Here is an 11,112-nt window from a genome sequence, read left to right on the forward strand (position 1 = left end):
TAGCCACCAGCTCGTGCAGCGCTTGCCGCCGCAGTTGACGCCTCTGCCAGGATTGCGTAGGATGAAGGGACCACACAAGGAGGCGCATCATGATTCGAGCGATTAACCGCGATCAGACCCTGCTGGCCCGGCCGAGCCGGCTGGCGACACCCAAGGATGCGGCGGTCATCCAAGACCTCAAGGACACGCTGGCGGCCAACCGCGCGGGGTGCGTTGGCATGGCGGCCAACATGATCGGTGTGTCGGTGCGCGCCATCATCGTGGCGATGGGGCCGCTCAACGTGCCGATGGTGAACCCGGTCATCACGGCCAAAACGGGCCCGTACCAGACACAGGAAGGTTGCCTCTCGCTTTTGGGCGAGCGGCCGACGACGCGGTACGAAACCGTCACCGTGCACTTTTTGACCGAGCAGTTCCAGCCGCAGACACAGACCTTCACCGGCTTTGTCGCGCAGATCATTCAACACGAGGTGGATCACTGTGAAGGCATCGTGATCTAACGCAAACGGCGCCGTCCCCGATCGAGTGGGGGCGGCGCCGTTGTCTCTTTTAGAAAAAGTGCATCAGGATGAAAAACACCGGCGGCACCGCCAGCGCAGGCAACAGGTTCAGCGTGCTGATCTTGGTCAGCCCCAGCAGGTTGACACCCGAAGCGAAGATCAACACGCCGCCGACCACGGACAGCTCCGTGATCAAGGCACTTGAGATGGTGCCGCGCAACAGCAGCGTCAGCAGGTAAATGCTGCCTTGCCAGGTGAACAGCACCGGCGCCGCCAGCATGATGCCCAGGCCAAACGTCGAGGCTAAGACGATGGCGGTGATGAAATCCAGCGTGCCGTTGGTGAACAGGAAGGTGTAGTCGCGGTTCAGCGCCGCCTGCATCGGTCCGACAATGGACAGTGTGCCGATGCAAAATAGTAAGATGGCGGTCGCCAACCCCGAGGCGAGCTGTGACTGGGCGTGTCTGCGGTGCATGAGCCCGTCAAAGCGCGCCTCAAGGTCCAACGCCTGGCCGATCACCGCGCCAAGCGCGAGGCTGGCCAGGAACAGGACGGGGTACTTGCTGTGCGGCATGGCCTGAATGGCGGTATTGGCGCCCAGCACTAGGACGGCCAGGCCCATCGCCTGCATCAGGATGGTGTGAAATTTGTCGCCGATGCCACGCTTGAACGCGGCGCCGATCGCCGTGCCGCCAATAATCATGGCGGTGTTAAACAGGGTTCCCCACATACTGCTACCTCCGGTGTCGTATTGCTCCATTGTACGCTTTGTGGCGGGGCGGTGGTGGGGGAAATTGGGCGGGTGGCGCAGACCATCAAAAAAGCCCAGCAAGGCTGGGCCGGTCAACTCACGTCAGGCGAACCTGACACACGGGCGTCAACACGCTGGTCGATGGATCAGCGCTGGGGGGTGACACCCGCGGAATCGTTATGCAATGACAGTGTCATTATAAGCCTAGCTGGTCATTCCGTAAACCCTTGCACACTGGTTGCAAAGGAACATAAAAAACATTGGTCCCATCAAATAATGACCAATCGCGGCCACACCCAAGCCATAGACCGTCCCGATTGCATGAAAATTGCCGGAATTGGTGCCCTTGATTCACCCACACACCGCAGGCTCCTGCACGGTTGCGGTCTCGGGACGACCCGTGATTCGGAAATTGTTCCGTGTCTAGCGCGGGGTGTTATGCTAGCGGCACCCCGCGCTGGGCCAAAAAAAGATCAGCACTGGGCTGATCTTGGTCGGGTTATTGAATTTTGGCGAGCGCCTTGGCAGGAATCGCGCTGGCCTCGACATAGTTCGGGCCTTCAAGCACGCGCTTCTTGCTGATCTTGGCCTTGATGTACTTGCCCACGGTCAGGGGCTGAGGATCCTTGCCGGTCACTTCGAAGGTTTGGGTCTGGGTCGTCCCGTCGGCCATCACAAAATCAAAACTGTAATTATATGAGTAGTAGCCTTTTTGGACAACGCCCTGGTTGTCAACGGTTTCCTTTTTTTCTGGGGTCGTCGTGACTTTGGCGTAGCCGACCGTTCCGGTGTAGGTGTCATTGTAGTATTTAAAGCCGAACCAGCCACCGGCCAGCACGAGGACCAGGAGCAAAATGCCAAGAATCTTTTTCATGGGTCAATGCCTCATTTCTTATTCGATGTTTTTATGATAGCCCGTTCGCGGTGACGATACCAGCGCTTTCGCCTTCCAGTTTTGTCACCTAGTGGTGGTCAAACCGCCACGGGGCGATTACAATGAAGCAATCGGAGGTGTTTCTGAAAATGACTCAGCGACCTGCAGTGCTACTCAGTGAGGACCTCAGCGGCGTGGGCGGGGTCTCGATGACGGCCGCCTTGCCGCTTCTGACGGTGCTTGATGTGATGCCGTGCGCGCTGCCCACGGCGCTGCTGTCCACGCACACCGGTGGGCTCGGGGCCAACACGATGCTGGACCTCGCACCGGCGATGCCGGGGATCCTCACGCATTGGCAAACGCTCGATCTAGCCGTTCAGGCCGTGGTGATCGGCTACCTGAGCCAGCCGGCAATGGCCGTGTGGCGGCAGTGGTTACCGCGGGTTCAGGCGCCGTTGCGGCTGGTCGACCCGGTGATGGGAGACCACGGCCGGTTGTACCGCGGCTTTGATGCCGCCGCAGTGGCATCAATGCGCCAGCTGGTGCAACACGCCACGCTGATCACGCCCAATGTGACGGAGGCCCAGGCGCTACTCGACCAGCCCCTGACGGCGGGCCCGTGGCCCGTGGCCCAGGCCCAGCAGCTGGCCGCGGCAGTGGCGGCGCGCTTCGGCGTGGCGGTGGTGTTGACGGGCGTCCCGCTGGCAGATGGGGCGCAGGCCGTGGTGGGCCACACCGCCGCCGGGGCCTTTACCCACACCTTGGTGCCGGTGCCGGGGGACTATTTTGGCACCGGCGATATTTTCACCAGTGTGCTGGCTGGGGCCCTTGTGCGCGGGCAGGCGCTGGAAGCGGCCGTGACCTTGGCCGAGACGTTCATTCACAAGGCGCTGGTGGTGACCCACCGGCGCCGGCTCGACCCACGGCTGGGCGTTGCGTATGCGGCGGCCTTGCCGTGGTTGCTGACCCAGATACCCCCACAGGAGGATTAAAATGACTCATGCACACCGACTGCGCCGCTTAATTATGACGGGCTTGATGGCCGCCATTATCTTCATTGGGATCTCGTTGCTGCGGATCCCACTCCCGGCTTTAGTCGGCCGGCCCTTCATTCACTTTGGCAATCCGCTGATGATCCTGGCCATTCTGTGGCTTGGTGGCGGTTATGGCTTTGTCGCTGGGGCGATCGGGCTGGGCGGGTTCGACCTGCTCAACGGGTACGCCGCCACGAGCTGGCTCACGGTGCTTGAGGTGGCCGTGATGGCCGTGGTGCTGACGCAGGCCAGCCGCGCGCTGAAGCTGCCGGATCACCCGCGGCGCATCGTCGCCATCGGGGTGATCGGCGGGCTGACCAAGCTGGTCACGTCGTATTTGGTCGGCATCGTTGAGGCACTGATGGTTGGCACCAAGGCCACGGTCGCGATGGTCGCCGCGTTTTTGAGCCTGCCGGCGACCGCCATCAACTCGGTGGCAACAGCCATCATCGTGCCGGTGCTGTACCTGGCGCTCAATGCGCTGGTGCGCCGGCGCCTGCAGTAAACCGAGTGCCACAGCGGGGCCGCGCAATGCGGCCTTTTTTTTTGACTGAAAATGAGTACACCGTGAGAAAAGTGTGATAGGGTAGCTCTACGGAGGTGAGGACATGGCAAAGACAACGGCGCGGCACCCACCCGCGTTCCAAACGTTAGCGCTGGCGTCTTTGGGCACCGGCTTTGCGACCTACGGGGTGTCGGCGATCCTGATCCTGTACCTGTACGCCCCCAGCGGCGTGGGGCTGGGATTCAGCCGGATCGCGGCGACGCAACTGATGGCGGCGTTCACCGCGGTGGGTTACCTAGCCGGCATGGCGGGCAGCTACGCGGCGGACCGGCTGGTGGGGATGCGCGCGCCCCTGTGGATCGGTAACGGCATCAAAGCGGTCGGCATCGCGCTGTTGGCAGTGCCGCATGGCGGGACCACCGCGCTGTATGCCAGCCTGGTGCTGCAGACCATCGGCGCAGGCGTGGCCGGCCAGTGCCTGAATGCGCTGGCCGGGGCGCTGTATCCGGCCATCAGCCCGCTGCGTGACGCGGCGTTTGCGCTGCTGTACATCACGGCCAATGTCGGCGCGGCGGCCCCGCTGGTGACCGGCACCATCGCGCTGACTTGGGGTTACGCGGCTGGCTTTCTGAGCGCCGCGGTCGTGCTGGTCGTCAGCCTGCTGCCGTATGTGTGGTTGCAAAAGCGGCTGTTCGAGTCGCTTGGCGTGCGGCCCCCGGCGCCGCTCACACCAGCCGAACGCCAGCGGCTCGGTCGTCAGGTGCTCCTGGCCACGCTGGTGGGGACTGCGCTAGTCGCGCTGAGCGTGGCGCAGCGCTGGCTGTCGGCCGCGCGGCTGGCCACCGGCATCGGCTGGCTCAGCCTGCTGCTGCCGGTGATCGCGAGTGCCGCGATGCTACGCAGCCCGCAAACCACGGTTCCAGAGCGGCGGCGCATCCGCTACTTCAGCGTATACTTGGTGGGCAACAGCATCTGCATGATGGTGTACGGCCAGTCAACGGGCATCCTCGCGCTGTACGCCGCGGAGCGCGTGCGCCTGACCTGGGGCGGTCTGCACCTGACGCCCGCCGCGTTTCAGACCATTCCGGCAGTGCTGGCGATCGTTTTTGGTCTCGCAATGAGCCTCGCGTGGGCGCACCTGGGCCGCCACCAGCCCAGTGACGGCCTCAAGTTCGGCCTCGGGGTCCTGTTCTGGGGGCTGGGCCCACTGTTCATGGCCGGCCCGCTGGCGTGGTTTGGCCCGCACACTCGGGTGTCCCCACTGTGGCTCGTCGGGTTCTATGTGCTCATCATCTTGGGTGAGTCACTGACGGCACCGATCGGCACGGCGATGGCGACGCGCATTGCGCCGGTCGCGTTTGCCACGCAAATGGTGACCGTCTATGCGCTGTCGCAGGCGGCCGGCGCGGGCCTGTCCGCGCTGTTGGTCCGGTGGTATCTGCCGGGGCACGAGGCGGCGTATTTTCTCGGCATTGGCGGATTGACCAGCCTGTATGGGTTGGGGTTGTGTTATTGGCACCGGCGCCTTGAGGCCGGCAGTTTAAGTGGGCTTTAGCCCGCCGAAAAGGGGTAACGAAAATGGCAGAACAACTCGCACGACAAGACGCACCGCAGGAGTTAACGTGGAACCTGGCCGACCTGTTCGCAGACACCGCGGCCTTTGACGCCGCGCTGCAAACGCTGGCCGCTGACACGACGGCGTTGGCTGCGGCTGAGGCAACGTTCACGCAGGATGCCGGGCAGGTGTTGGCGGTGATCCAGCGGTTTTACGCGAGCCAAACGGTGCTGGAGCAGGTGTACGCCTACGCGTCACTGAGCACGGCGCAGGACCAGACGGACAGCGCGGCCCAGCAGCTGCTGGCCAAGGCGCAGGCGGCCGCCACCGCGTTCAGCGCCGCCACGGCCTGGCTGGAGCCGGCGCTGATCGCGCTGAGCGCGGACCAGCTGACGGCGTTTGAGGTGGCAGAACCTGAGCTCGCCGCGTATCACTACCAGCTGACCGTGATCCGCCAGCGTCGCGGGCACGTGCTGGACACGGCCCAAGAGGAGCTGTTGGCCACCCTGGGGCAGACGCTGGACGCACCGGGAACCATTCAGGAAACGCTTGACGATGCCGACCTGACCTTCGGCGACATTGACTGGCACGGCGCGCAGGCGCTGACCAAGGGCCTGTGGGGTCAGCTGGCCACCCAGGCGCCGCGGCCGGTGCGTGAACAGGCCGCCCGTCAGATGGCAACGAGCTACGTCGCGCATCAGTACACGTTTGCGCAGACCCTGAACGCCCACGTGCACACGCAAAACGCGCTGGCGCAGTTGCGCCACTACGATTCGGCTCGCCAGATGGACCTGAGCGAAAACCAGCTGCCCGAAAGCGTCTACGACACGCTTTTGCACCGGACGCATGCGCATCTGAACCTGCTGCATCGCTACTACGCGCTGATCAAGCGCGCGCAGGGGCTTGAGACGCTGTACCCATACGACACGCACATGCCGCTGGGCGGCACTGAGCCGCCGCTCAAGCCGACCTATGAGGACGCCAAAACTACGGCGCTGGCCGCCTTGGCGCCGCTGGGTGAGGACTACCTGGCGCACCTGCAAGACGAGTTCGACCACCGCTGGGTCGACGTGCTGGAGACGCGCGGCAAGACCTCGGGTGGGTTCCAGCTCGGCGTTTACGGCGCGCACCCGTACATCCTGCTCAACTGGGCGGACACGTACAGTGACATGAGCACGCTGGTCCACGAGTCCGGCCACGCGCTACACAGCGTCTACGCCTTTGCCGCGCAGCCATCGTGGGACGCCAGCTACCCGATTTTTACCGCCGAGATCGCGTCCACCACCAACGAAAGCCTGCTCAACGCGTACCTGCTCGATCAGTCCAAAGGCGATCGGGCCACCACCATCTACCTGCTGACGCAAAGCGTGGATGACTTTGTGGGCACGCTGTACCGTCAGGCGCAATTCGCCGAGTTCGAGCAGTTCATGTACGAAACCGAAGCCGCCGGGACGCCACTGACCCCGGACACCCTGACGCCGAAGTGGCAGGCGATCGCCGAAGCTTACAGTGGCCCGGCGCTGAGCCAGGTGCCGTGGGCCACCGCCGGGTGGGCGCAGATCCCGCATTTCTTCTATAACTACTACATGTATCAGTACGCGACCAGCAAGGTGATCGCCGTCAGCTTCGCGCACCGCATCCTGACCGAAGGCGCACCAGCCGTGGCCGAGTACAAGGCGTTCCTGCAGGCCGGCGGCAGCGCCGATCCGGTCACCGTGTTGAAGCGCGCCGGCATCGACGTGACTCAGCCGACCTACCTCGATGAAGCCTTCGCTGAGTTTGAGGCGCAGCTGAATGAGCTGGAAGCACTGCTGAAGTAGCGTGGCACACACATTGAGTTGAAGTGGAACCGAGACGACTTGACGCGTTGTCTCGGTTCTTTTTGTTACCCGCCAATGCGTCGGTTGACCGCGCGCGACCTGCGTGCTATCCTGCTAAAGTTGCTTATCCGAAACCATTACGATTAACGAGGCGTTAAGCGTAATGCGGGCGGGGCTTGACTTTTGCCGCCGCGCTGGTAAGATATTAATTATTAATCGTAACCGTTACGCTTTAGGAAAACAGGGGGATCTCAATGAAGTGGAGAACGTGGCTTGCGCTCGCCGGATTGGCGTTCGGCGCAAGTATGCTGCTCAGTGGCTGCCAAACAAAGGCAAGTCAGGACAAGGGCCTGCAGGTCGTGGCGAGCGTCGATTTTTACGGTGAAGTGGCCAAGGCCGTTGTCGGCACGCACGGCACCGTTACCAGCGTTATCGACAAGCTCGACGTCGACCCGCACGACTACGAGCCGACCACCGAAGTGGCCAAAACCGTGGCGAATGCCGATATCGTGATCGATAACGGCGGCGGCTACGATAGCTGGATGACCAAGCTCATCGCGGCCGATAGCGGGAACACCACCACCGTCACCGCCGCCAAGGTCGTCGGGATCAAGGACGGGGAGAATGAACATATCTGGTACAAGCCCGACGTGATGCCCAAAATGGCCACCGCGCTGGCCAAGGCGTTTGGTCAGCGCGACCCGGCCCACAAGCAGGCCTACGCGGATAACGCCGCGGCCTACATCAAGAAGCTGCAGCCGCTGTTGAAGCAGATCGATGCGCTGAAGGCCCGCGCCGTCGGTCAAAAAGTAGCGGTGTCCGAGCCCGTATTCAGCAACGCGCTGAGCTACCTGGGCTACACCATCGTCAATGACCATTTTGCCCAGGCGGTTGAGGAAAGCACCGACCCGAGCCCCAAGGACATCCGGGCGCTCGAAGCACAGATACAGGGCAAGCAGATCGCCTTTTTCGTTCAAAACACCCAAGTTGAAAGCAAAATCGTCACCAACATCGTCAAGCAGGTGCGCGCCGCCGGCATTCCGGTCCTGCAGGTGACCGAAACCATGCCCGCCGGTAAAACTTACACCAGCTGGATGACCGCCCAGTATAACCAACTCAAAGCGATTCAAACCAAACAAGGAGACTAACATGGCCAAAACAAGCAAAATCGAAAAAGCCAAGCGCCAGCAAGCGCTCGTGCTGAAGTACGCCGCCAAACGTGCGGCCCTCAAGCAGGCCGGCGACTACGCCGGCTTGGCGAAGCTGCCCCGCGACTCAAGCCCCGTGCGCCTGCACCACCGCGACACCCTGGACGGCCGCCCGCACGCCTACATGCGCAAGTTCGGCCTGTCCCGCTTGAACTTCCGCACCCTCGCCCACGCCGGCCAGATCCCCGGCGTCAAAAAGGCAAGCTGGTAAGCCAACCCATCTGAAGGAGGCCCCTCATGGCAACGAAACCCACTGACCTCGCGACCGCTCGGCGCGAGATGAAAAGCCCCAACATCAAGACCCGCAAGCGCGCGCTCCGCACCATCAAGGACGCTAAGCGCCAGGGTAAAGCTTAACCGATAGGCGGTCGCTCACCATTCACGGAATGCGAGGCGGCCGCCTTTTTGGTATCATACAGGCAGACAAGAAACGGGGGAGACACGTGAATATTAAGATCATCGGTGTGGGCAAGCTGAAGGAAAAGTACTTCAAGGACAGCATCGCCGAGTACCGCAAGCGCCTGACCAAGTTCGCCAAGGTCGACATCGTGGAGGTGCCCGACGAAAAAGCCCCGGAGTCGCTGTCCGACGCCGAAATGGCTAACGTCAAAGCCCTTGAAGGCGCGCGCATCCTCGGCAAGATCAAGGACAAAGAGTGGGTCATCGCCTTGGCCATCGAAGGCAAACAGCGCAGCTCCGAGGCCTTCGCCAAGGAACTCGAAGACCTGACCACCTACGGCCACTCCGACATCACCTTCGTCATCGGCGGCTCCCTGGGCCTGTCGCCCGCCGTCATGAAACGCGCCAACAACACCCTGAGCTTCGGCAAGCTGACCATGCCGCACCAGCTGATGCGGCTGGTGCTGATCGAGCAGGTGTACCGGGCGTTTATGATCAATATTGGGAGCCCGTATCATAAGTGAGGCGGTTACTTAGCCAAGGCCGGTGAATACCGTTTTACCACTCTTTAATGAGCGACGGCTGTATTTCAATATCCGTTTCCTACAAGTGTGGTAGTGATATGGGAAAAGTCCAATGGGTACTTCTGGCGGCTCAGGAATAATGTGTGATTTTGACAATTAATAGGTTCACGGTTGAAGGTGTGGAAAATGATAAAAGATGATCAAGCAGCTGAATTGAGACCGAACACACAGGAAGTACTATTTTTAACGCTTGCGTTTAATAGATTCTACGATCTATACGATGAAATAGTAAAAAGTGATAAGTTCTGGGAGCAAGCGCCATTCATTCGTTTCTCAAAAATTAGAGATGTGTTTAACATTTATGGTGAAGTCTTACACTATGAGCCAATCAAATGGGTAATTGAAGACATGCGCGTTTCGAGGCCACCAAAAGAAGCGGAAATCGCGGAAGGATTATTTAGATCTCTTCGAAATTTGTTCTCTCATTTTCCAGTTTTTACTAGTTGGGATGACGTATGGTTTAATCATGATTTGCTGAACTGGGATAAATCAAATCAGAGTATCTATAAGTTTTTCCATGGACATTTAAACGATTCTGAAGTTAAGTACCGGTTTTGGGATAGTAATAGGGAGAAAATGACTTACCTATCGATCAGATTTCCAAACCAGTTACATGATAAAATTATGCTCGCAGATGTGTTAACAGAAAAAGAAGGAGTGGAATTCTCACTGATATTAATGAAAAAGGTAATGGACTATTGCGTGACATCAGAGTAGCTGTGTGATTCAAATTGAATTGTATATACATTGAGAGCACGATAAAAATCACTTTTATTGTACCTCTGTTCGTCACAGAGGTTTTTTCGGACTACGCGCTGTCGTGATTGTTATGCCAACCCGTATTGCAGTTGATTCAGTTGAATCGTGACTTACTGCGACGTGCAGGGGGTTAGATACGACAAAACAGGCGCTGCTTTGTCCACGCGTTCAGTGTGAAGCAGTGTCTGCTCTGTCGTGTCTAGTGTTTGAGAGCTTTAACTCTTAATGATGGTACTTCAGTCCAGTGCTCGATCAAATTCATCAGATTTGGCAAACCATCGCTAAGATCTGCATTGCCGGTCAAGAAGCCGTCAGCGTGTGCAAAAACTTTGCTGATTAAGGCCTGAGCCTGTTTAGTTTCAGGACGTTGTGCGGCACTTTTGAGAGATGTCATGCAGGCGGGGTAATCATAAGAAGAGTCGATGAACATTCCAATATTCTTCATCTGCGTTTTCCGGCACTGGACGTATGTAGTAGCTTGTTGAACTGTACTGGTAAAGATCGGGATAAGCTTCTTCGAAATCTAATACAGCACGAAATCCGTGTTCGATTTCGTCATGGTCAGCTTTTTTTGCTTTAAAGCCAGAGTGTTCAGTTTTCATGTGATCATATCCTTTCAATGGCGTGGGCTGATACTCACTTGACTCTAAGAGAATATTATCGTAGCTGAAAGATGAACACGACGCATCTTTGAGATGTGTTGGAGAAGGACTGAAATAATAGTCTAATTTCGTCCAGGTCAATGCATGATCTCATGCGAAAGTGATTTGATGATTTTCAACGTCAATACTGCGAAGTCTTCTGGTGATTCTTGAAAATTTCGGTTTACCCATTCATCAATCATGCTAGTAAAGATACCGCTGATTAAGGCTAACGCATACGCTTCTGGTACGACCAGATGTGCGATAATGTAATTCGATCAACTTGCTTTGATTGTCGCGGTGAGTTTGCCAGGAAAGGCAACGTCGCCGCGATTTGGATCTAGTAGCAAGGAAAACAATTGGTCCTGGCTACGTAAATATGAAAACAGTGGACTGATTTGTTTTTGAAGACGGCATATAGCTTTACCAAGTAATGCGAAGTTTTTGACACCACTCGGCGAAGAAATTGCCCAAGGTCGGCG

At 58.7% G+C, this 11,112-nt stretch carries 15 protein-coding genes; 10 read left to right on the forward strand and 5 right to left on the reverse strand.

All coding sequences use genetic code 11. The features are described from left to right. The first annotated feature begins 89 nt into the window (after positions 1-89). Positions 90-500: a peptide deformylase gene (locus EKM88_RS12260; protein WP_125706584.1), complete on the forward strand. Its 411-nt coding sequence runs from the start codon at positions 90-92 to the stop codon at positions 498-500. A 49-nt stretch (positions 501-549) separates the two neighbouring features. Here EKM88_RS12260 and EKM88_RS12265 read toward each other — a convergent pair whose 3' ends face one another. Then, the gene (locus tag EKM88_RS12265) at positions 550-1,230 is read right to left on the reverse strand and encodes a DUF554 domain-containing protein (protein ID WP_125706586.1); all 681 of its coding nucleotides are present in this window, start codon (positions 1,228-1,230) and stop codon (positions 550-552) included. Positions 1,231-1,750: 520 nt separating this feature from the next. Beyond that, positions 1,751-2,125 (reverse strand): DUF1093 domain-containing protein, encoded by a 375-nt coding sequence (locus tag EKM88_RS12270; RefSeq protein WP_125706588.1) that lies wholly within the window; start codon positions 2,123-2,125, stop codon positions 1,751-1,753. 149 nt (positions 2,126-2,274) lie between these two features. On the opposite strand from EKM88_RS12270, the gene EKM88_RS12275 reads away from it, so the two are divergent. The 9 genes from EKM88_RS12275 (at position 2,275) to EKM88_RS12310 (ending at position 9,947) form a co-directional block, all read left to right on the forward strand. Beyond that, positions 2,275-3,117 carry a PfkB family carbohydrate kinase gene (locus EKM88_RS12275; protein ID WP_125706590.1) on the forward strand — a complete coding sequence of 281 codons (843 nt, stop codon included), beginning with the start codon at positions 2,275-2,277 and terminating at the stop codon, positions 3,115-3,117. A gap of 1 nt (position 3,118) precedes the next feature. Beyond that, complete coding sequence (locus EKM88_RS12280) at positions 3,119-3,664, forward strand: ECF transporter S component (protein ID WP_125706592.1); 546 nt, start codon at positions 3,119-3,121, stop codon at positions 3,662-3,664. Between the two features lie 103 nt (positions 3,665-3,767). Continuing rightward, the gene (locus EKM88_RS12285) at positions 3,768-5,219 is read left to right on the forward strand and encodes a peptide MFS transporter (RefSeq protein WP_125706594.1); all 1,452 of its coding nucleotides are present in this window, start codon (positions 3,768-3,770) and stop codon (positions 5,217-5,219) included. A 23-nt stretch (positions 5,220-5,242) separates the two neighbouring features. Then, positions 5,243-7,039, forward strand: a complete 1,797-nt coding sequence (gene pepF, locus EKM88_RS12290; protein WP_125706596.1) for an oligoendopeptidase F — start codon at positions 5,243-5,245, stop codon at positions 7,037-7,039. Between the two features lie 254 nt (positions 7,040-7,293). Then, complete coding sequence (locus EKM88_RS12295; protein ID WP_225418481.1) at positions 7,294-8,187, forward strand: metal ABC transporter solute-binding protein, Zn/Mn family; 894 nt, start codon at positions 7,294-7,296, stop codon at positions 8,185-8,187. Position 8,188: 1 nt separating this feature from the next. Then, positions 8,189-8,458: a 30S ribosomal protein S14 gene (gene rpsN, locus EKM88_RS12300; RefSeq protein ID WP_125706598.1), complete on the forward strand. Its 270-nt coding sequence runs from the start codon at positions 8,189-8,191 to the stop codon at positions 8,456-8,458. A gap of 26 nt (positions 8,459-8,484) precedes the next feature. Then, positions 8,485-8,604: a putative metal homeostasis protein gene (locus EKM88_RS13370; protein WP_164512100.1), complete on the forward strand. Its 120-nt coding sequence runs from the start codon at positions 8,485-8,487 to the stop codon at positions 8,602-8,604. A gap of 86 nt (positions 8,605-8,690) precedes the next feature. Next, positions 8,691-9,170: a 23S rRNA (pseudouridine(1915)-N(3))-methyltransferase RlmH gene (gene rlmH, locus EKM88_RS12305; RefSeq protein WP_125706600.1), complete on the forward strand. Its 480-nt coding sequence runs from the start codon at positions 8,691-8,693 to the stop codon at positions 9,168-9,170. A 186-nt stretch (positions 9,171-9,356) separates the two neighbouring features. After that, a complete protein-coding gene (locus tag EKM88_RS12310) occupies positions 9,357-9,947 on the forward strand; it encodes a hypothetical protein (protein WP_125706602.1) in 591 nt (196 codons plus the stop codon). A 241-nt stretch (positions 9,948-10,188) separates the two neighbouring features. On the opposite strand, the gene EKM88_RS12315 is transcribed toward EKM88_RS12310, so the two are convergent. The 3 genes from EKM88_RS12315 to EKM88_RS13525 all read right to left on the reverse strand — a co-directional run. Continuing rightward, positions 10,189-10,419: a hypothetical protein gene (locus EKM88_RS12315; RefSeq protein WP_164512101.1), complete on the reverse strand. Its 231-nt coding sequence runs from the start codon at positions 10,417-10,419 to the stop codon at positions 10,189-10,191. Then, positions 10,397-10,591, reverse strand: a complete 195-nt coding sequence (locus EKM88_RS12320) for a hypothetical protein (RefSeq protein ID WP_125706606.1) — start codon at positions 10,589-10,591, stop codon at positions 10,397-10,399. The genes EKM88_RS12315 and EKM88_RS12320 overlap by 23 nt, the downstream gene beginning before the upstream one ends. Positions 10,592-10,908: 317 nt before the next feature. Continuing rightward, the coding region (locus tag EKM88_RS13525; RefSeq protein ID WP_225418482.1) for a hypothetical protein at positions 10,909-11,112 on the reverse strand (204 nt) is incomplete at its 5' end.

It is taken from the genome of Lacticaseibacillus daqingensis (genome assembly GCF_003946115.1).
Classification (GTDB): Bacteria; Bacillota; Bacilli; order Lactobacillales; family Lactobacillaceae; genus Lacticaseibacillus; species Lacticaseibacillus daqingensis.